18 protein-coding genes are annotated in these 21394 nt (G+C 61.6%); 9 read left to right on the forward strand and 9 right to left on the reverse strand.

The window, feature by feature from the left end:
• Positions 1-7: 7 nt before the first annotated feature.
• A complete protein-coding gene (locus WLQ66_RS08525) occupies positions 8-301 on the reverse strand; it encodes a hypothetical protein (protein WP_340545900.1) in 294 nt (97 codons plus the stop codon).
• Positions 291-3107, reverse strand: coding sequence for a [protein-PII] uridylyltransferase family protein (locus WLQ66_RS08530; RefSeq protein ID WP_340545901.1), 2817 nt, complete (start codon positions 3105-3107; stop codon positions 291-293). The genes WLQ66_RS08525 and WLQ66_RS08530 overlap by 11 nt, the downstream gene beginning before the upstream one ends.
• Before the next feature lie 480 nt (positions 3108-3587).
• Between WLQ66_RS08530 and WLQ66_RS08535 the strand changes: the two genes are divergently transcribed.
• The 4 genes from WLQ66_RS08535 (at position 3588) to WLQ66_RS08550 (ending at position 6077) form a co-directional block, all read left to right on the forward strand.
• Positions 3588-4055 carry a DUF2852 domain-containing protein gene (locus tag WLQ66_RS08535; protein WP_340545902.1) on the forward strand — a complete coding sequence of 156 codons (468 nt, stop codon included), beginning with the start codon at positions 3588-3590 and terminating at the stop codon, positions 4053-4055.
• 172 nt (positions 4056-4227) lie between these two features.
• Positions 4228-4659 carry an RDD family protein gene (locus tag WLQ66_RS08540; protein WP_340545903.1) on the forward strand — a complete coding sequence of 144 codons (432 nt, stop codon included), beginning with the start codon at positions 4228-4230 and terminating at the stop codon, positions 4657-4659.
• 208 nt (positions 4660-4867) lie between these two features.
• Positions 4868-5689 carry an arginyltransferase gene (locus tag WLQ66_RS08545; RefSeq protein ID WP_340545904.1) on the forward strand — a complete coding sequence of 274 codons (822 nt, stop codon included), beginning with the start codon at positions 4868-4870 and terminating at the stop codon, positions 5687-5689.
• Between the two features lie 4 nt (positions 5690-5693).
• Positions 5694-6077 (forward strand): VOC family protein, encoded by a 384-nt coding sequence (locus WLQ66_RS08550; protein ID WP_340545905.1) that lies wholly within the window; start codon positions 5694-5696, stop codon positions 6075-6077.
• A gap of 208 nt (positions 6078-6285) precedes the next feature.
• Here WLQ66_RS08550 and WLQ66_RS08555 read toward each other — a convergent pair whose 3' ends face one another.
• The 3 genes from WLQ66_RS08555 to WLQ66_RS08565 all read right to left on the reverse strand — a co-directional run bounded on the left by WLQ66_RS08555 (position 6286) and on the right by WLQ66_RS08565 (position 10852).
• Entirely contained in the window at positions 6286-8643 is a 2358-nt protein-coding gene (locus WLQ66_RS08555) for a TRAP transporter large permease (protein ID WP_340545906.1), read from the reverse strand.
• A 16-nt stretch (positions 8644-8659) separates the two neighbouring features.
• Entirely contained in the window at positions 8660-9586 is a 927-nt protein-coding gene (locus WLQ66_RS08560; RefSeq protein WP_340545907.1) for a TRAP transporter small permease subunit, read from the reverse strand.
• A gap of 183 nt (positions 9587-9769) precedes the next feature.
• The gene (locus tag WLQ66_RS08565; RefSeq protein WP_340545908.1) at positions 9770-10852 is read right to left on the reverse strand and encodes a TRAP transporter substrate-binding protein; all 1083 of its coding nucleotides are present in this window, start codon (positions 10850-10852) and stop codon (positions 9770-9772) included.
• Positions 10853-11104: 252 nt separating this feature from the next.
• Here WLQ66_RS08565 and WLQ66_RS08570 point away from each other — a divergent pair, with 252 nt between their 5' ends.
• From WLQ66_RS08570 to ilvN, 4 genes are all read left to right on the forward strand, one after another.
• Positions 11105-12538 (forward strand): cache domain-containing protein, encoded by a 1434-nt coding sequence (locus tag WLQ66_RS08570; protein WP_340545909.1) that lies wholly within the window; start codon positions 11105-11107, stop codon positions 12536-12538.
• 91 nt (positions 12539-12629) lie between these two features.
• On the forward strand, positions 12630-13274 hold the full coding sequence (locus WLQ66_RS08575) for a response regulator transcription factor (RefSeq protein ID WP_340545910.1): 645 nt from the start codon (positions 12630-12632) through the stop codon (positions 13272-13274).
• A 462-nt stretch (positions 13275-13736) separates the two neighbouring features.
• Complete coding sequence (locus WLQ66_RS08580) at positions 13737-15488, forward strand: acetolactate synthase 3 large subunit (protein ID WP_340545911.1); 1752 nt, start codon at positions 13737-13739, stop codon at positions 15486-15488.
• A 66-nt stretch (positions 15489-15554) separates the two neighbouring features.
• Positions 15555-16115, forward strand: a complete 561-nt coding sequence (gene ilvN / locus WLQ66_RS08585) for an acetolactate synthase small subunit (protein WP_340545912.1) — start codon at positions 15555-15557, stop codon at positions 16113-16115.
• 105 nt (positions 16116-16220) lie between these two features.
• Here ilvN and WLQ66_RS08590 read toward each other — a convergent pair whose 3' ends face one another.
• Positions 16221-16721 carry a hypothetical protein gene (locus WLQ66_RS08590; RefSeq protein WP_340545913.1) on the reverse strand — a complete coding sequence of 167 codons (501 nt, stop codon included), beginning with the start codon at positions 16719-16721 and terminating at the stop codon, positions 16221-16223.
• A 260-nt stretch (positions 16722-16981) separates the two neighbouring features.
• Here WLQ66_RS08590 and WLQ66_RS08595 point away from each other — a divergent pair, with 260 nt between their 5' ends.
• Positions 16982-17740 (forward strand): helix-turn-helix domain-containing protein, encoded by a 759-nt coding sequence (locus tag WLQ66_RS08595; RefSeq protein WP_340546329.1) that lies wholly within the window; start codon positions 16982-16984, stop codon positions 17738-17740.
• Positions 17741-17747: 7 nt separating this feature from the next.
• Here WLQ66_RS08595 and WLQ66_RS08600 read toward each other — a convergent pair whose 3' ends face one another.
• From WLQ66_RS08600 to prfB, 3 genes are all read right to left on the reverse strand, one after another.
• Positions 17748-18518, reverse strand: a complete 771-nt coding sequence (locus WLQ66_RS08600) for a DUF2189 domain-containing protein (protein ID WP_340545914.1) — start codon at positions 18516-18518, stop codon at positions 17748-17750.
• A gap of 12 nt (positions 18519-18530) precedes the next feature.
• Entirely contained in the window at positions 18531-19955 is a 1425-nt protein-coding gene (locus tag WLQ66_RS08605; protein ID WP_340545915.1) for an amidase, read from the reverse strand.
• Between the two features lie 141 nt (positions 19956-20096).
• Complete coding sequence (gene prfB / locus WLQ66_RS08610) at positions 20097-21221, reverse strand: peptide chain release factor 2 (protein ID WP_340545916.1); 1125 nt, start codon at positions 21219-21221, stop codon at positions 20097-20099.
• Between the last annotated feature and the right edge of the window lie 173 nt (positions 21222-21394).

Here is a 21394-nt window from a genome sequence, read left to right on the forward strand (position 1 = left end):
AGTGAGTTCACCGCGGACGGGAACGCCAGCCGCCGCGCCTGCGAGGCCTGTCGGCAGCCTCCTGCCCCTCGCGCAGAACAGCCGTCATCGGGTGATCGGGATGCACTGCCGCAAGCTGCTCCACGAGCGCGATGGTTGCCACACGGCTGTCGACCCCATCAGGCAGGCTCAGCGCCCAATCCAGAAAGATGCTGCGGCATTCGCCCTCGCCAATCCCCTCGATACGGTAGCTTTCCCGGATCAACCCCTTGGGATCCAGACGCGCCAGCTGCGCCGCATCAACCGTCGCCTCATTCGTCATGGCCTGTCGCCCCCTCTCTCTCCAATGCGGCGGCGATGATGTCACCGCATCTGCCGTAGCTCTCGGTCAGCGTCGCCTCCAGCGCGGCGAGATCGTCATAGCCGGTGCTGCGACACAGAAAGAGCGCGCCGCCCTCTCCCAATGTCCGTGCATCAATTGCCTTGCCCGAGACCAGCCGCGCCGCCGTCTGTACCGACCAGAATAGATCATAGCCGCGCTGCAATTCCGCTGCATCTGCGGCATCCAGCCAGCCACAGGCGACAGCGCCCGCCAGTCCGGCGGCCACGTCCTGCCCGGTGGCATCGCTCAGCAGGACCCCGGCCTGGGCGATCAGCTCGATATCCATCAGCCGACCCGCGCCGGTCTTGGCGTCCCAGGGACCTGTCGGCACCTTGGCAGCGGCCAGACGGGCGCGCATTTTGGCGACCTCGGGCAGGATCGCCGCGCGGCTGCGCGGCGCCCCGAGAAAACCCGCTCGAAATGCGTTGATATCCTGCGCCAGCCCCTCCGCACCCGGTGCTGGCACAGCCGCCATCACCCGCGCCCGGGTCAGCGCCAGATGTTCCCAGACCCAGGCGTCATTGCGCTGATACGCGCAGAAGCTCTCGAGGCTCGTGGCCACCGGGCCTTGGGTGCCGGAGGGTCGCAACCGCATGTCCACCTCATAGAGCTGCCCCTGCGACATACGCGCAGTCAGCGCCGTGATCAGCGCCTGGGTCAGCCGCGCATAATACGGGCGTGTCGCCAGCGGTCGCGGCCCCTCCGAGGCCTCCGCGGTTCCGGGGTCATAAATCACGATCAGGTCGAGATCCGACAGCGCATTGATCCGCCCCGCACCCAGCGATCCCATGGCCAGAACCGCCGCCCCGCGCCCTGGAGGCGTTCCGTGTTTCTTTGCAAACTGCTGCAGGACAACCGGCGCCACCCCGGCAATCACCACCTCGGCCAGTTCGGCATATTGCGCCCCTGCGGTGGCAGCATCGATCAGCCCGCGCAGATGATGCACCCCGATACGGAAATGCCACTCCTTGCACCAGCGCCGGGTGGCATCCAGCTGGGTTTCATAATCCTCTTCCTGCGCCAGCACCGCCGCAAGCGACTGGCAGAGCCCCTCCCGCTTGGGCCAGTCACTGAAGAACGAGCCGCCGATCACAGCATCGAATACCCCGGAATTACGCGACAGATAGCTCGCCAGCGTACCAGAGGTGCCGACAATATCTATCAGCAAATCAATCAGTTGCGGGTTGGCTTCAAAGAGTGAAAACAGCTGCACACCGGCAGGCAGCCCCGCCAGGAACCCATCCAGCGCCACCAGCGCCTCGGCCGGCTGGGCGGTGCGGGACAGTCGCGCCAGCAGCTCCGGTTTCAGCCGCTCGAATATCTGCGCACCGCGCGCCGAGCGCAGCGCAGGATAGGTCGGCCAGCGCGCCAGGATATCGCCATCCAGAGCCTCCGGCACCGCCGCGGCCGGTTGCGGCCTTGGCACATCCGGGGCAAAGAACCCCTCGGTCAGCTCATGCACCTCCTGCAACCGCCCACGGATCTCCGCCTGCAGCGCCTGCGGGTCGCGGTCCATCAGACAGGCAATCCGGGCAATGCCATCTTCGGACTGCGGCACCCGGTGGGTCTGGGCGTCATGCACCATCTGGATGCGGTGCTCCACCTCGCGGTGGGCAATGTAATGCGCGCTGAGCTGCGCGCAGGCCTCCTGCGGCACCCAGCCCTTGGCCGCGAGCGCGGTCAGCCCATCGAGCGTGCCGCGCTGGCGCAGGCTCTCATCCCGCCCGCCGGCGATCAGCTGTCGGGTCTGGGTAAAGAACTCGATTTCGCGGATGCCACCACGCCCCAGTTTCATGTCATGGCCGGGCACCGTCAGTGGCCCGCCGGTCCCCTTGTTTTCGCGGATCCGCAAACGCATGTCATGGGCGTCCTGAATAGCCGCGAAATCCAGATGCCGCCGCCAGACAAAGGGGCGCAGCGTCTGCAGGAACTCGGCCCCCGCCTTCAGATCCCCGGCGCAGGGGCGCGCCTTGATATAGGCGGCGCGCTCCCAGGTGCGCCCGAGGCTCTCGTAATAGCGCTCCGCCGCCTCCATCGCCATGGCCACCGGTGTAACCGCCGGGTCGGGCCGCAAGCGCAGATCGGTACGGAAGACATAGCCGTCGGCAGTGCGTTCGCTCAGTACCGTGCACATGTTGCGCGTCGCCCGCACCATGCCCTGACGCGCCTCATAGAAGTCGGCCGGATCAAACCGTGTCTCGTCAAACAGGCAGATCATGTCGATGTCGGAGCTGTAGTTCAGCTCATAGGCGCCCATCTTGCCCATGGCCAGCAGGGTCAACCCGCCGGCGGTCTCCACATCGGCCTCGGTCAGGCCCGGCAGTTTCTGACGGCGGATCAGTGCGGCAATTTCCGCCTTGATCGCCCGATCGGCGCAGAGTTCGGCAAATTGCGTCAGCGCCGTGGTCACCTGCATCAGATCCCAGGCCCCGGCCAGATCGCAAAGCCCGCTCAGCAGCGCAAGTCGGCGCTTGGCCTGCCGCAGCCCCGGCTTCAGCTGATCCGGTGCCAAACCGCGCACAGCCTCCATGATCTTACCAAGCGCGACCAGCGGATCCGCCAGTGCGGGCGCCAGCCAGGTGGCCTCGCGGGTGATCAGCTCCTTCAGATAGGGGCTGGAGCCCGCCGCCCCTGCGACCAGGCGCGCCTCATCGCCGCCAAGGTCCGGCACAAGCGCAAGCGCATCGCCGGCCAGATCCGCATCAAATGCCCGTGGAAGGCGCTGAATATCAATCGACTGTCCCATCCGCAGACACTGGGGTGAGACGCCGCCGTCGTCAATTGAGGAAACCACCCTTTGGCCCTGCCAGAGTTCAAAAGTTTACGTAAGGTAAGGAATACCGGAATAGCCCTTTTATGAATGAGACATTAATGCTGGTACTGCGGCTGCGCTCAAGTTCCGGGGGCATGTCAGACAGCGTCTTAGTAACCAGTGCACCAGTGACCGACCGGCACCCTAGTATTGCCAAAATGGCGATACAACGCGTGTTCAGGTCATCGGATATGTATCACAAAGTCTGACAGCAAAGCGCAGCCGTTTATCTCCCGTTAGCCACAAAATCATCAATAAATAAAAACATATCAACAGGTTACTTGTTTCGATCTGCGAAAATGTGAAAAATGTTTACATGCAGGCTTGAAACCGTGTGAGGGCAGTCCGATATTCCATAATGTGAAGCGCATTTACATGGACGCCGAACCTCGCAACGTTAACCTGGAGACCCCGATGACGAGTTACACCTCTACCGCCCCGCACCCGTCCGAACAGGGCTGGTTTTCCCGCAGTGAATCCTGGCTCGACAGCAAAGGCAAAGGCGCCTGGATTGCCGCCATGGTCCTCGGCTTCGTCTTTTTCTGGCCGGTTGGCCTCGCCCTGTTGTTTTACATGATCTGGAGCAAGCGCATGTTCTCGAAATCCTGCACCACACGCCGTAAATCCTGGGCCCGTCATGGCATGTCCGCGATGACCCCGTCCGGCAACAGCGCTTTTGACGCCTACAAGGCCGATACGCTGCAACGGCTGGAGCAGGAACAGCATGATTTCGAAGCCTTCCTGCAACGTCTGCGGGCTGCAAAGGACAAATCGGAGTTCGATCAGTTCATGCACGAACGCGCGCTGCAGAACGACGATGAGGCCATCGAAATCGATGATGCAGAGGATGACGCGGACAGCCCGCGCAGCAAGCGTCACTGACCAGCGCCAGCTCCGCCCGCATTGGGCGGGGCCTATCCCGGCGGGAGCGGCCTGGCGCCATAGCTGATGATCAGCCCTCGTGTCAGCCGCCACCCTGGCCAGACGGCCAAACCATGAGCCCGGTTCCCCGCCCCGGTTCTTTCGACCCCGTTATCGCGATAAGGAAGCTTTGATGACCGCCCTGCCCGATCCAGACTACCAGGCTGATTTCTATCAGCTGGTCCCTGCCAAACGTCTGTTTGCCTGGCTTATCGACAGCCTGTTGATCACCGTTCTTGCCAGTATCGCCGTGGTTTTCACCGCCTTTACCGGGCTGTTCATCTGGCCGCTGCTCTATCTGGTGATCGGTTTCATCTATCGTGCTGCAACCATCGCTTCTGGTTCCGCGACCTGGGGCATGGCCGTCGCAGGCATCGAATTGCGCGACCTGTCGGGACGCAAGCTCGACGGTCAGGGCGCATTGCTGCATACCGCCGGATATACAGTCTCCATGGCCTTCCCGCTGCTGCAGGTGATCTCCATCCTCATGATGCTGATGTCCGCGCGCGGTCAGGGGCTGACGGATGCGGTGATGGGCACCGTCATGCTGAACCGGCGCCGCTGATCCACCGTCTGGTTCAAGGCGAAGATGGGCAATCTGTAAACCTTAATCCCAACTGGCCTCTTGGCGCAGTGCGATGGCATTGCTATCATTCAAGATAACCCTGTGGCCAGAATGCCCCGATCTGTCAGCGGCTCCGTGATCAGTACTCGGCGCCCGCGCGACACTCGGGGCCATTTGTGCCAAGCCCAAACGGACACCTGACCGCCTGATGCGCCACACTCTGCCGATTGCCCCACAGTTCTACGTGACTGCGCCGCAGCCCTGCCCCTATCTGGCAGATCGGATGGAGCGCAAACTGTTCACCGCCCTGCAGGGCGATGGTGTCGAACAGCTCAACAACAGCCTGTCGCAGCAGGGATTCCGTCGCTCGCAGAATGTTCTGTACCGGCCATCCTGCTCCGATTGCTCCGCCTGCCTGTCTGCCCGGATCAATGTCGCCGCCTTCACCGCCAGCCGGGGGCAGAAACGCACGTTGAAACGCAACGCCGGGCTGGATCGGCGCGCGACCTCTCCCTGGGCGACCGAAGATCAATATGCGCTGTTCCGCAACTACCTCGACAGCCGGCACGCCGATGGCGGCATGGCCGATATGGATGTCTTCGAATATGCCGCCATGATCGAGGAGACGCCCATTCGCAGCCGCGTCGTCGAATATATCGACCGCGACAGCAACGCGCTGACGGCGGTGTCGCTGACCGATGTGCTGGAGGATGGGCTGAGCATGGTCTATTCCTTCTATCGGCCCGATCTGCCGCAGAACTCGCTCGGCACCTTCATGATCCTGGATCACATCGACATCGCGCGCGAGGCCGGGCTGCCCTATGTCTACCTCGGCTATTGGGTGCCAGGCAGCGCCAAGATGGGCTACAAGGCGAAGTTCACCGGGCTTGAAGTCTATCATCGCGGCGCCTGGCAGCCGATGACCGATCCCGACGCCTTTGATGACACGGCGCACCCGCTGTCGACCGATCCGATTGCGGAACAGGTCGCTAATATTCACCTGCCGGAATCGCGCAGCCACAGCAGGTAACCCAATGCAATCTCTTCATGCCGTGACGCTGATCGTCCCGGACTACGACAGCGCGATCGCGTTTTACTGCGGCACCCTCGGATGGCAGCTGGCCGAAGATGTCGATCAGGGGCGCAAGCGCTGGGTCCGGATCCTGCCGCCGGGCGCCCGTGAGGGCAGCCTGATCCTGGCCCGGGCCGACAGTGATGCCCAAAAGACCATCATCGGCAATCAATTTGGCGGCCGCGTCGGATTGTTCCTGCACACCGATGACTTCGCCCGAGACCATGCCGCCATGCTGGCCGCAGGCGTCACCTTCGACGAAGCACCCCGCCATGAACCCTACGGATGGGTTGCGGTCTGGCGCGACCCGTTCGGCAACCGCTGGGATCTGCTCCAGCTCACCTGAACCGCAGGGCGCCGGTCCCATTCGGCACCGCCCCTTCAGCTGCCATCGGCAAACGGCTGCATGGCCAATCTTCTGGCGTCAAATATCCCGGGGTGAATGCGCCGCATGGCGCAGAGGGGCAGCGCCCCTGTTTCTGCTTTCGCCCCGGTGCCGACATGAAAAAAGGGCCCCGCAAGCGGGGCCCTTTGTCGTCTTTGGCTGATTGCAATCAGTTTGGCATCAGCGCCGGCACGATTGTCACGATGGAGGGGAACATCCACAGGATCCCCAGACCCACCACCTGGATCAGCACAAATGGCAGGATCCCGCGATAGATATGGCCTGTGGTCACCTCCTTCGGTGCCACCCCGCGCAGATAGAACAGCGCAAATCCAAACGGCGGCGTCAGGAACGACGTCTGCAGGTTCACCGCAACCATGATGGTCACCCACTTCGGATCGAAGGAGCCGCCGTAGATCACCGGCCCGACAATCGGGATCACGATGTAGATGATCTCCAGGAAGTCGAGCACGAAGCCAAGGATGAACAGCACCACCATCACGATCAGGAAGACCTTCAGCTCGCTGTCAAAGCTCTTGAGGAACTGCTGGATATAGTGTTCCCCGCCAAAGGAGATCACCACCAGATTGAGCAGCTGCGAGCCGATCAGGATGGTGAAGACCATCGACGTGACCTTGGCCGTTTCGCGCACCACCGGTGTCAGCACCCCGCCCTTAAACAGCACCCAGCAACCGTAGAGCAGCCCGAAGAGCGCAAAGAGATAGGCGCCATAGGCCACACCAAAGGCGATAATGGTCTCTGCCGAAACCCCATCCTGCCCATTGATCCGCAGATCGAAGTTGACACCAACTAGGATACAGATCGCCACCGCAAGGGTTGCCCAGATGATGATCCAGCCGGATTTCCCCTGGTCCTGCAGCTTGCGGTAGGCCGCCAGCATGATGGCGCCCCCAGCCCCCAGCGCCGCAGCGGGCGTCGGGTTGGTGATGCCGCCCAGAATGGACCCCAGCACCGCAATGATCAGGATCAGCGGCGGGAACACCACGCGGATCAGATCATTCTGTGAACTGCGCACCGCCGCGACCTTGCACCCATAGAGCGCCAGGAGGCTTGGCAGCGCGATCAGCAGCACGGTGACCCCGGGCGTCGTGGTCGGTGAAATTGCCACGATATCGACCAGCGCAATCAGCAGCACGCCAATCGCCCCCAGGATCAAGGGCTTGGGATCCCGCGAGGGCGAAACCCCGCGACCAACCGCCAGCGTCAGCCCCATCAGCACCATCAGCACGGTCAGACCGGTGCCAATCGGAGCCGCGGCTTCGATCTTGGCGACACGGGCTGCGGCCATCTCGTCCTCGGTCAGCTTGGTTGCCTGGGCAACGCCGCCTGCGTCGTCGATGCTCTTCTGCTCGGCGACGGCGGCATCCCAGGCCTCCTGGCCATGCAGGTCAATCATTGCCGCCTGACAGTCCGCAGCCACATTGGTGCGCAGCGATGCCGTCTGCCCCGCATCGGAGAAGGTCGAAACCGTGATGTTCTGGCTACCGATCAGGTTCACCTGGCCCAGCAGCAACGCACCTGCAATCAGCGCCACCGGCACACCGAGGAACCAGGTGAGGCCTTCGCCACGGGTGATCGGCTCGCCAGTACCGCCCTCAAGCACAACTGCCGGAGCTTTTTCCGGATTCAGCAGCGCATAGCCAAAGGCATAGAGCGCATAGAGAAGCGCCAGCAGGATACCCGGCAGCAGCGCGGCCTGGAACAGCGTCCCGACCGAAACAACCGCTGGCTCACCCAGATAGGTCAGCGCATCGGAGCAGCCGAATTCCTGCGCACGGGTTTCCTGTGCGGTGGAATAGAGATCCCCCGCAAGCGTGCCCAGAAGAACGATCACGATGGAGGGCGGAATGATCTGCCCCAGCGTGCCCGAGGCGGCGATCACACCGGTCGCCAGTTCCGGCGAATAGTTGTTGCGCAGCATGGTGGGCAGCGCCAGCAGGCCCATGGTCACCACGGTTGCGCCGACGATCCCGGTGGAGGCCGCAAGGAAAGCGCCCACAACCACGATGGAAACTGCCAGACCGCCGGGCAGCGGACCAAAGACGCGCGCCATGGTGGTCAGCAGGTCGTTGGCGATCTTCGACCGTTCCAGCGTGATGCCCATCAGGACGAACATCAGCACTGCCAGCAGGGTCTCGATCGAGGCACCGGCCAGAACCCGTTCGTTCATACGGTTCACGACAAAGGAGATGTTGCGGTCCATCGCAACTTCCCAACCCTGCGGGAACACCGCCTCGGCGACCCGTGGCAGTTCAGGATATCTGAACACCGATATGACATCCGGCTTGACGCCGGAGCCCACCAGGTCGCGATAGACCTGCGACGAGGTGTCGATGGCCTGGTGAACCAGGATCCCGGCACTGTCGAGCGCCGCAATGATCCCGAAGGAGATGATGCCGGCTCCGCCAATGGCAAAGGCCACTGGAAAGCCGGAGAGAATGCCTCCGAAAAGGCAGAAGAAGACAATGATCAGGCCGATTTCAACGCCATCAAGTCCGAATAGCATGGGGGCTGTCCCTTATTTAATGCGCGCCTTCATAGGCTTCTTCACCTTCACCAAGGCTGTCCTTGTCGAGGTGTTTGTTCTCGCTGCCGGGGCCTTCCACAAACTCAAGATACGAGCGGTAGAAAAACGCGATGGCATGCAGGAAGACGATACCGGCGAATGTCACCAGAAGGATCTTGAACAGGAAGTATCCGTTGAACCCATTGGGGCTGAAGCCGATGGTCTCGATGTTCCAGCGCAGCGCGCGGGATTTCATCACCAGACGCTCCAGCGTGTCCGAGGCCGAGGGCTTCGGCACGATCAGGTGGCGCCACAGGAAGTACCAGCCATACATCCAGGTCAGCACCGCGGCGGGCATCATGAAGATCAGCGATCCCAGCATGTCAACCATCCGCTTGGCCCGGAAGCTGATGCCGGAGTAGATCAGATCGACCCGCACGTGGCCGCCCTGCACAAAGGTGTATGTGACACAAAGGCAGACCACCAAGGCATTGTAAAGCTTCAGTTCTTCTGCGAACCAGCTGATGTCTTTTTCCAGCGCGATACCCAGACCAAAGCTCATGTCCGGGCGCGCAAACACCCGCTGCATGAAGACGATGATGATCTGTTGCAGCACCATCAGAAGACCTGCCCAGGCAAACAGCCGACCCAGCGTGTTGGCAAAGCCCTCCAGTCCGCGCACGACCCCCCACATGATGGAGCGGCGATACATGCCGACCGCCGTCAGCACCAGAAACGCGGTGAAGACAACAAAGAAGAACTCAACCGACCCGCCATAGTAGACGAACCGCATGATGGAAGCCTTGTCCGACCAGTCGAGCCAGAGCTGCGGGTTGGCGACGGCATAGCCGAAGTTGTAAAAGGCGCCCGCGATGTTCTGTACCAGCCAGATCAGGCCGTCCAGTAAGGTCCCGAAAAAGGAAACGCCACTTTCGTCCTGCATTTTTCCCTCGAATAAATGCGTGCAGCGCGGGCGGTCTGGATCGTCATCATAGGGATAATAATCAGGCCGCACGGATCCTGGGACCCGATGGACACTAATGGCGCGAGCCATCCGTGTCGGCTGCTATTGCGAAAGGATCCCCCGCCGATGCGGAGGATCCGATTGAACCCACTCTTGGGGCGGTTAGCCGAGAACGCGGTCGCGCTGGGTGCGATAGGCACCTTCAGATTTGGTGATCCAGCCCGAAGAGGCTTTCATCGACGCTTCGACGCTGTTGCGGATTTTTGCGAACAGCTCGTCACCCATGAACTCGTCCAGGGTTTCCTTGGTCGCGGAGCCAAAGGCATCCCAGACGCTGTCAGGGAATTCCAGGGTCTTCACGCCACCGGTCTGCAGACGCTGAAGAGCCGCACCGTGGTTGTTCATGAACTGCGACAGGCTCCACTGGTGACCTTCGGCCGCCGCGATTTCGATGATTTTCTGATGCGCGGGCGACAGGCTGTCGAACACGTCACGGTTGGTCGCCACGGACAGCGCCGCACCCGGCTCATGGAAACCGGAGGTGTAGTAGACCTTGGTGATTTCCTGGAAGCCCATCTTCTCATCTGCCCAGGGGCCGATCCACTCGGTGCCGTCGATCGCACCGGAGGACAGCGCCTGATACACTTCGGAGCCGGGAATGTTCTGAACCGATGCGCCCAGTTTGCCGAGCGCCTTGCCGCCCAGACCCGGCATACGGAACTTCAGACCGTTGAAATCTTCGGGGCTGTTGATTTCCTTGTTGAACCAGCCGCCGGCCTGAGGGCCAGTGTTGCCGCCAAGGAAGGATTTCAGACCGAAGATCTGGCCCAGCTCATCATGCAGGGCCATGCCTTCGCCCTGGTAGTACCAGTTCACCAGTTCCTGCGGCGTCATGCCGAAAGGCACGGCAGTGAAATAGGCATAGGCCGGGTGCTGGCCGGTGAAATAATAGTCGGCACCGTGGTACATGTCGGCCTGACCGGCGGTCACCGCGTCAAATACCTCAAATGCACCAACCAGTTCGCCGGAAGCTTTGAGGTCGATGGTCAGGTCGCCATCGGACATGGCGGTGATCGAATCTGCGACGCGCTGTGCGGAGTCATGAACGCCCGCGGCGCCACGGCCCCAGGTGGTGACCATGGTCAGGGTACGCTTGCCCTGCGCATAAGCCGGTGCGGCCAGAGTGGTTGCTGCAGCGGCGCTGCCCCCCAGCGCGGATGTCTTCAAAAAGGAACGACGATCCATAGGTTTCTCCTCCCATTTAATTGGATTGCCCCGGGTCTGTGCCCGAGGCGGGTCTTGTCGAGTGACGCAAGCCTAGCTGTACGCTGCGTCATGTGAATACCTACTACTGCGTAGAAAACCGCATTTTGGACAAATTATTTGGCCAAAATCTGGGCAGCCTGTGACAACCGCCAAGGCCGATCCCGAGAATTGCGCGCTGAGCGCAGCTGTGGGGGCTTTGATTCTCCGGGCGGATTGCGTAACGATTCGACCATGCAGCTGATCCCCCAATTCTTGCGACCCAACTACGCCCAGAAGCTGTCCCTGCTGGCGACGCTGCCGCTGATCGTGGCCGGGGCCGCCATTGCCGTGCTGGTCTCCGTGCAGTCGCGCGCATTGGCCGAACGCGAGATCAAAGCGTTGGAACAGCAGCTGTTGCAGGCCAAGATGGCCGAGCTGCGCAACTATGTGACCCAGGCCCGCAATGGGTTTTCGCACATCTACGGTCTGGCGGCGCCAGATGACGAGGAGGCCAAGGAAAAGGTCACCCAGATCCTCAGTGCAATGATCTATGACCGCGACGGGTTTTTCTTTGTCTATGACTACGACGGCACCAATCTGGTTAGCCCGCGCCAGACCGAGTTCATCAACAACAACTGGAAGGGGCTGACCGATAGCCGCGGCACACCGGTCGTGGATGAATTCATCCGCTTGGCCCGTCAGGGCGCCGGATGGCACACGTTTATGTGGGAGAAACCCTCAACCGGCGAAGAGGCGCAGATGGTTGCCTATGTGCTGGGCTTGCAGGACTGGCAATGGGCCATCGGCACCGGGGTGTTCATTGACGATGTGCTGGCCTCTGTCGCGGCCTCGCGCGCCGAGGTCGAGACCCGTGTGCGCCGTACGTTCTACTACATCGGTGGCATCACCCTGTTTGCACTGGGGCTGGTCTTCGCCTCCGGCATGGTGCTGAACATCCGCGAGCGTCGTCTGGCGGACGCCAAGTTGAAAGAGCTGACCCAGCGGGTTTTCGACGCCCAGGAGGAAGAGCGCGGCCGGGTGGCGCGCGAGCTGCACGACGGGATCAGTCAGCTCCTCGTCGGGGTGCGTTACGCGCTGGACAACGCGCGCAGACGCCTGTCGCGGGGAGATTTTGACCGTGTCGAGGATCCGCTGAACAAAGGGATCTCGCATCTGGGCACCGCCATCACCGAGGTGCGCCGCATCAGCCGCGACCTGCGCCCCGGTGTGCTGGATGATCTCGGCCTTGGCCCGGCGCTGAAGGCACTGACCGATGATTTCGCCGCACGCACCGGCATCGAGACCCGTTTCAGCACTGTCGTGTTCCGCAACCGTCTGGACGGGGATGCCAAGATTGCGCTCTATCGGATCGCGCAGGAAGCGCTCACCAATATCGAACGCCACGCCGAGGCGACGGAGGTCACCATGGATCTGCGCGGGCACGCGCGCGGCGCCACTATGCGGATCACCGACAATGGCCGCGGCCTGCCGCCGGTTCAGGACCGCAGCGGGCCCGGCATCGGGCTGCGCAATATGCAGGAACGAATCGAACAGCTTGACGGCACCCTCAGGATTTTGTCATCACGGGGCACGCAAAGCGGCACCGTGATCGAGGTCCTGCTGCCGCTGAGCCATCTGCTGCCCCCGGGTGATGCCTCCAAACCGGCGTCCAAGCGGGTGTCCTGAGCCAATCGGCGCTCTTGCCAGACTGTCGCCGCCGCACCGGTGGATGCACGCGACGGGCTGGACCGCGCCACGCCAAATGAGGGGGGAGACCATGCCAAATACCATTCGCGTTCTGATCGTTGACGATCACCCGATGGTCGCCGAGGGCATTCAATCCATCCTTGAAAGCTATGACGATATCGAGGTTGTCGGCATCCCCTGCAACGGCGAAGAGGCGGTGGCCGAGGCCCGCGCGCTGAAACCCGATGTGATCCTGATGGATCTAAATATGCCGAAACTGGGCGGGTTGAGCGCCACGGAAATCATCCTCGAGCAGACCCCTGCCACCCGCATCCTGATCCTGTCCATGCACGACAGCCCCGAATATATCTCCAGCGCGCTGGCGCATGGGGCCATGGGCTATGTGCTGAAAGATGTCCCAACCGAGGAGATCCGCCAGGCCATCGACACGGTGATGCGTGGCGAGACATATCTCTGCACCGGCGCCGAAGGCTCGCTGAAGCCCAAGGACGACCCCGCCCGCGAGGCGCTGACCGGACGTGAGCAGACCATTCTGCTCGAACTCGCACAGGGTAAATCCAACAAGGACGTTGCCCTGGCGCTGGATATCTCGGTGCGCACCGTGGAAACCCATCGCAAGAACATCAAACGCAAGCTTGGCATTTCCTCGACCGCCGGTCTCACACGCTACGCGCTGGAACATGGCGTGCTGCAGGGCACCGGTCACAGTTTCTGACCCGCCCACCCCGCCGCCTGGTGGCAGAGCTAAAATTGCGCCGCAATGCAGCAGAAACTCCCGCAAACTAGGTCCGATGCGCCTCGCAATTTGGCAAAACGCCGCCGCGCGCGATCTGACCTTGGCCTTTGGTTCAGGGAGATTTTCGACTTTAGGGCCGAAGTGGTCCGATTTTTAGCAGCGCGAAAGGCGAAAATGTCGCAAGGAACCCCGCCAGCGCAACAAAATGTCCGAAACTGGGGTATTTTCGGTTCACTTCCCTGTTGACGCCCCCGGCCACCGGTCCTAAGGTCCGCTGCAACGCTAAAGGAGCCAACACGATGAATATCCTAGTCGTAGTCGTAGGAACCACGCGCATGGGCCGGTAACGGTAGACCATAATCGAACCCATGCGCCTCCGACCAGAAATCGGGGGCTTTTTTTATGCGAAACGGACGATGCCGCCAATTGGAGCTAAAGCAGATGAAACGTGAGATGACCGGCGCAAAAATGGTTGTTCAGGCCCTGAAGGATCAGGGGGTGGACACGGTCTTTGGCTACCCCGGCGGTGCCGTTCTGCCGATCTATGACGAGATCTTTTTGCAGAATGATATCCGGCACATTCTTGTGCGCCATGAACAGGGCGCGGTTCACGCCGCCGAAGGCTATGCCCGCTCAACCGGCAAGCCCGGTGTTGTTCTGGTGACCTCCGGTCCCGGCGCCACTAATGCGGTGACCGGCCTGACCGACGCGCTGCTGGATTCCATTCCGCTGGTTGTTCTCACCGGTCAGGTTCCAACCTTCATGATTGGCTCCGATGCCTTTCAGGAAGCCGACACCGTGGGCATCACCCGCCCCTGCACCAAACACAACTGGCTGGTGAAAGACACCGAAAAGCTGGCCAGCACCCTGCATGAGGCCTTTCATGTCGCCACCGCGGGTCGTCCCGGCCCGGTGCTGATCGACATCCCGAAGGATGTGCAGTTTGCCACCGGCACCTATCAGGGGCCGAAACCCGCCGCGTCGCATTACCAGCCGCCGGTGAAGGGCGATCTGGAGGCCATCACCGAGCTGGTGGCGGCTATGGAAACCGCAAAACGCCCGGTATTCTACACCGGCGGTGGCGTGATCAACTCCGGCCCCGGCGCCAGCCAGCTGCTGCGCGAGCTGGCCGAGGCCACAGGCATTCCGGTGACCTCCACGCTGATGGGGCTTGGGGCCTATCCGGCCTCGGGCAAGAACTGGCTCGGGATGCTGGGGATGCACGGTCTTTACGAGGCCAATATGGCCATGCACGGCTGCGACCTGATGATCAATATCGGCGCCCGCTTTGATGACCGCATCACCGGTCGTCTGGATGCCTTCAGCCCGAAATCGACCAAGGCGCATATCGACATCGACCCCTCGTCGATCAACAAGGTGATCCGCGTCGATATTCCGATCGTCGGCGACATCGGCCACGTGCTGGAAGACGTTCTGAAAGTCTGGAAGAGCCGCGGCCGCAAGGTGAACAGCGCTGCCATCGCAAAATGGCAGGAGCAGATCACCGAATGGCGCAATATTCGCTGTCTGTCCTACACCGCCTCGGAGACCTCCATCAAACCGCAATACGCGCTGGAGCGTCTGGAAGCCCTGACCAAGGACCGCAACCGCTACATCACCACCGAAGTGGGGCAGCACCAGATGTGGGCCGCACAGTACCTCGGCTTTGAGGATCCCAACCGCTGGATGACCTCCGGTGGTCTGGGCACCATGGGCTATGGCACACCGGCCTCGATCGGCGTGCAGGTCGCGCACCCCGATGCGCTGGTGATCAACGTCGCCGGTGAGGCCTCCTGGCTGATGAACATGCAGGAGATGGGCACCGCCGTGCAGTACCGCCTGCCGGTGAAACAGTTCATCCTCAACAATGAACGTCTGGGCATGGTGCGCCAGTGGCAGGAGCTGCTGCACGGCGAACGCTACAGCCATTCCTGGTCCGAAGCCCTGCCCGATTTCGTCAAGCTCGCCGAGGCCTTTGGCGCCAAGGGCATCATCTGCAAGGATCCAAAGGATCTGGATGATGCGATCATGGAAATGCTCGACTATGACGGGCCGGTGATCTTTGACTGTCTGGTGGAGAAGCACGAAAACTGCTTCCCGATGATCCCCTCGGGCAAGGCGCATAACGAAATGCTGCTGGGCGATGCCGAGACCCAAGGCGTCATCCAATCCGGCGGCGCGGTGCTGGTTTAACCCGGTTCAGGAACAGATACAGCGGGGCGCTATCGCCCTGCCCCGATTTCTAGGAAAGGGACGTAAATGTCTGCCCTACACATCAAAAAAGGCTCCACCAGCCATTCTGCCTATAACCTGCGCCCGAATTTTTCGGATGTTCAGGAACGTCACACCATCACCATTCTGGTGGAAAACGAACCCGGTGTTCTGGCCCGTGTGATCGGCCTGTTCTCGGGTCGGGGTTACAACATCGACAGCCTCACCGTGGCCGAGGTCGATCACACCGGCCATCTGTCGCGCATCACCATCGTCACCACCGGCACGCCGCAGGTGATCGAGCAGATCAAGGCGCAGCTGGGCCGGATCGTTTCGGTACATGAAGTCACCGATCTCACCGTCGCAGGCCCCTTTGTCGAGCGGGAACTCGCCATTGTGAAAGTGGTCGGCGAAGGCGACAAGCGCGTGGAAGCCATGCGGTTGGCGGATATTTTCCGCGCCAAGGTTGTCGACACCACGCTCAACAGCTTCATTTTTGAACTGACCGGCGCACCGGACAAGATCGACGCCTTTGCCGAGATGATGCGCCCGCTGGGCCTGACCAAGATCGCCCGCACCGGCGTAGCTGCCCTGCTGCGCGGCAATTGATCATTCCGACAGGATGACAAAAAGGGCTGCGCCATCGCGCAGCCCTTTTTCGTGTCCCATACAAACTGATCCGATCACGCTCCAGCGGCGGATCCGCTCTGTAGATCAGCTACGGATCAGCTTTCGATCAGCGCTGCGCCGTTTCGCCTGCGCGCGGGCGTCGCGGGCCTGTTTGTCAGGGAAGGACAAAATGGTCGCGCTGGACGGCTGGCTATCACCGGCACCACGAACAGGCGCTTTTACCTCATGGGCGTTATGCTCCGGGTAGACCGAGGGATCCACAAACAAGGGATCGTGGCGCGCGTCCTCCCAGGTCATCACCGTCGCCTCCGAGCGGCTGTTGGGCAGCGATTGGCTGGCTTCATGCTCGGCATCGCCAAGCTTCGCCGCCAGTTCCGGACTCTGGCTTTCTTGGATGACATGCAGATCGCTGGCGAACCGCAACGCGCCCTTGGTCTCAACCCGAAAAGCGACGCAGTCACCCTTGCGCAGCTCTATGGGTTCATCGAGCGAGGTCCAGCGATAATATACCAGATCACCGTGATCTTCGCTCCAGATCACCGCCTGCCGCAGATCGTAGTCCGTCCAAAGAACGACGCCAATCATATCATACCTCACATTGGTCCCGAGCTATTCTGGGATAAATCATGGCAAAGGAACACCAAAAACCTGTAACAAGATCTGTGTCAATTTGTGTCCGGTTTGCGCAAAATTGATGCTGGATAGCGTCAGATCCTCATGTATTATCTACAAGGGTATTAGGGAGTCCCTAGGGAAACCACAAGATCTGGTGTAACACCCGGTCCACGACACAGAGGGAGCCAATCTTGAACCAGGCCGATCGTTCGCCGGCGGAACTGCGCAATATGTTCGGTGCCAACCTGCGTCAACTCGCCAAGGGCTACCGCTCAATTTCGGATCTGTCTCGACGCCTCGGGATCAATCGCACCCAGTTCAACCGCTACCTGACCGGCGAGAGCTTCCCCCGCCCTGACGTGCTGGACCGGATCTGCAATTTCTTTGACGTTGATGCGCGGATTCTGCTGGATCCCGTCGATCAGCTCTCCTGCAAAGGGCAGATCCTTCAGGGGCCGTTCCTCGGCGATTTTCTTGGCCCCGGCGTTGCCAATGTGACCGAGGCATTCTTTCCCTCCGGCCTCTATCAGTTCGTACGCCGCAGCTTTGTACGCACGGATCGCTATATCCTGGGGTTGGCGCTGGTCTTTCGCACCGAAGGCATCACCTACCTACGCGGTTATGAAGCGAAATCCGCCATGCGCTACCAGGGCCTGCCGTCGGATCCGCAATCACGAGAGTTCCGTGGCTACGCCTCGGCCCATGATGATGGGGTAGCCTTTCTGCTGTCGCGGCGTGGCGGGCGGACCTCCTCCTTCAACTATCTTGCCAATGTGCCGTCAATGCAGGCCAACATCTGGGCAGGCTATGTTGCGCGCACCAGCCGCGAAAGCGATACGTCGGACCGGGTAACCCGCATGGTCTATGAACATCTCGGCCAGGATCCCGCCGCCATCCTCGGCGCCGCGCGCCGGGCCGGGTTCATAGAACAGCATGAGCTGAGCCCGTTTCAGCAGCGGTTGCTCGGCGTGGGAACCCGGTTTCGCTAGCTGCCGCTCAGGCTGCGGTCGCGATCAGCCGATAGATATGCCAGCTGGCATGGCCGAGCAATGGCAGCACCAGAAACAGCCCCAGAAACCCCGGCACCATGGCCAAGAATGTGGCTATGGCAATGCCTGCGGCCCAGACAAGCATCACCAGAAAATTGGCCTGCACATAGGAAAAACTGGTGATCATCGCGGTGACAAAATCCACCTCACGATCCAGCAGCAACGGCAGGGAAATCACTGTGATCATGTAAAGCAGCAGCGCAAATACCGCCCCGACCAGGCTGCCGACCAGCAGCATGGTTATCCCGTTTGCCGTCAGGAAAACCTCGGGCGAGCTGGAGATATTGGTCATCGTCGAATGGCCCAGAAACAGCGCAAAGATCATATGACCAAGGAAGAACCAGAACAGGAAGACAATGATGATGATGGCGCAGATCGACGGCAGCTGACGGCGGCTCTGTTGCAGCACAACGCTCAGGATCGCGCCAAAACCCAGCGCCCGCCCCTGTTCAAGCCGGTGCGAGACCTCATATAGGCCGACCGCGGCAAAAGGGCCGACCAACGGAAAGCCGATGGCCGCCAGAACCAGCCAGAAGGTTGTGCCGGTCGCAACCGTAATCCAGGCCATGATCCAGCCCGCCAGTACATAGACCCCAGCAAAGAATAGCCCATAGCCCGGTTTGGCCCGAAAATCAGCCCATCCGCGCCGCAGCGCCTGCCCAAGGGTCGACAGGGTCATCGGCTGCAACTGCGGCACGCCAAAGGCTTTTTCGTCCATATGAGGATCTCCTTACGGGGGCGTGTCCGAGCACGGCAGCTCGGGCGGGCGCCGCTCTGGCCAGCGGGTCGCAAGATGATACTGCTGCCCCAGCGCCAGCAGGTCACGGTCGCGGCCATGGGCGGAAAAGATCTGCAGGCCCATCGGCAGCTGACCAGCTCCAAACCCCGCCGGAGCCGCCAGACAGGGCAGGCCCAGCAGGCTGACCGGTGTCACCACCTCCATCCAGCGGTGGTAACTGTCCATCGCGGTGCCGTTGATCGCCTGCGGGTGCTCAAGCGTGATATCAAAGGGCCAGCATTGCGCGGTCGGCAACACCAGCGCGTCATACTGTGAAAACAGACGCGCCGCGACACGCTGCCAGTCCGACCGCAAATCAGATGCTGCCTGAACCTCCTGCCCGCTCAGCGCCATGCCCCGTTCCAACTCCCATTGGGCGCTGGCTTTCAGCTGTTGCCGCTGCCCGGATAACACCCTGAGACCAGAGGCCACGGAAAAGGAGCGCAGCGTGCTCCAGCTCTGCCAGATCCGCTCCGCTGCAAAAGGCGGTGCAATCGGCTCGACCTGATGCCCCAAGCCGCGCAGCACCTCCAGCGCGGCCTCGCAGGTTTCCAATATGCCTGCCTCCATCGGATAGGCACCGCCCCAATCCGCAAGCCAGCCAATGCGCATCGGTCGCGCGGCAGGCAGGGGGGCGACACCATCCGCCGCCGCAAACCCGGTCGAGAACGGCTGACGCGGATCGGGACCGGAGAGAACATCCAGCAGCAGCGCCAGATCCTCGGGGCTGCGGGCCATCGGCCCATTGGTGGACAGCGGATGCAGGAACAGATCGCCGCGTGGCTCATTCGGAACCCGCCCCCAGCTGGGACGGAAACCGTAGACATTACACCAGCCGGCAGGGTTGCGCAGAGATCCCATCATGTCGGACCCGTCCGCCAGTGCCACCATCCCGGTCGCCAATGCCACCGCCGCGCCGCCGGAGGAACCGCCGCAGCTGCGGCTGCGGTCATAGGGGTTGGCCGTCGCCCCGTAGACCGGGTTATAGGTATGCGACCCAAGGCCGAATTCCGGGGTGTTGGTCTTGCCGATGATCACAGCCCCCGCCGCCCGCAACCGCGCCACCATCAGATCGTCCGTCTGCGGCACGAAATCTGCGAGCAATGGCGAACCCTGCGTCGAAGGAACACCAGCCACATTTGCCAGATCCTTGACCGCCATCGGCAGCCCATTCAGCGGCCCCCGCGTCTCTGCCCGATCGGCAGCGGCCGCCTCGGCAAGCAGCACGTCTCGCGCCCGCAGGGCCACAATTGCATTGACGCTCGGGTTGATCGCCTCGATGCGGTCCAGCGTCTCCTCCATCAGCGCCTCTGCGCGACGACGCCCGGTCGAAAGATCGCGCAGGATCTCGCGGGCGCTGGTCTGGATCTGGGTCATCTCCGGGGGCTCCTGGCTGGCAGATGATGTCAGCCTAGCCGCAGCAAAACACAAAGAAAACCCGCTTGCCGAGGCAAACGGGTCTGCAAGTTCTCAACCGGGGGTGCTGCTATCGCAAAGCGGCAGGATGCCGCGTCGAGATCACTCGCCCTGCGCTTCCGAGCGGCTCTTTCCGGCGACGTTCAACGCCAGCGTTGCCGCCATGAACCCGTCCAGATCGCCGTCCAGCACACCTTTGGTGTCGGAGGTCTCGTGCTGCGTGCGCAGATCCTTCACCATCTGGTAGGGCTGCAACACGTAAGAACGGATCTGGTTACCCCAGCCGGCATCGCCCTTGGCCTCATGGGCGGCGTTGATATCGGCGTTCCGGCGGTCCAGCTCCAGCTGATAGAGCCGCGACTTCAGCGCTTTCATGGCGATGTCACGGTTCTGGTGCTGCGACTTCTCGGAGGAAGTGACCACGATGCCGGTGGGCACGTGGGTGATGCGGACCGCAGAATCGGTGGTGTTGACGTGCTGGCCACCGGCACCGGAGGAGCGATAGGTATCCACCCGAATATCCGACGGGTTCACCTCGATCTCGATATTGTCGTCCACCACAGGGTAGACCCAGACCGAGCTGAACGAGGTGTGGCGCTTGGCTGCGGAGTCATAGGGGGAAATCCGCACCAGACGGTGCACGCCGCTTTCCGACTTCAACCAGCCATAGGCGTTGTGGCCCGAAATCTTGTAGGCGGCGGATTTGATCCCCGCCTCTTCGCCCGCGCTTTCGGACTGAAGTTCAACCTTGTAACCCTTTTTCTCTGCCCAGCGGACATACATCCGTGCCAGCATCGACGCCCAGTCGCAGCTTTCGGTGCCGCCTGCGCCTGCATTGATCTCAAGGAAGGTGTCATTGCTGTCGGCCTCGCCATCCAGCAGCGCCTCCAGCTCCTTTTCGGCGGCCTTTTCCTTCAGCGCCTTCAGCGCGGCCTCGGCATCGGCGATGACCTCATCGTCCTCTTCCATCTCGCCCAGCTCGATCAGCTCCATATTGTCGCTGAGATCCTGCTTGATGGATTTATAGGTGTCGATTGCATCAACCAGCATCTGCCGGTCGCGCATCAGGGCCTGCGCCGCCTCGGCGTCGTCCCACAGGTTGGGATCCTCAACGCGGGCGTTGAACTCTTCCAGGCGGAACTCTGCGGTTTCCCAATCCAGACGCTGCGCCAAAAGCTCCAGCGACTTTTCGATATCGGCCACGATGTTCTGAGTTTCGGCGCGCATGGCAATCCCTTGAAATCACGTATCAGGCCTGCGTGATAAACCACCCGCGCCCTGCGGGCAAGCCGACGCAGCAGGCAGCAGCGCGATTGGCGCACCACGCCACCGCACAGCATAAAACGGGCGGGGTCATGATTTCCACGCCCCGCCCAACAGATAGGTTCGCCCAAAACAGT

It is taken from the genome of Phaeobacter sp. A36a-5a (assembly GCF_037911135.1).
In the GTDB taxonomy this organism is placed as follows: Bacteria; Pseudomonadota; Alphaproteobacteria; order Rhodobacterales; family Rhodobacteraceae; genus Phaeobacter; species Phaeobacter bryozoorum.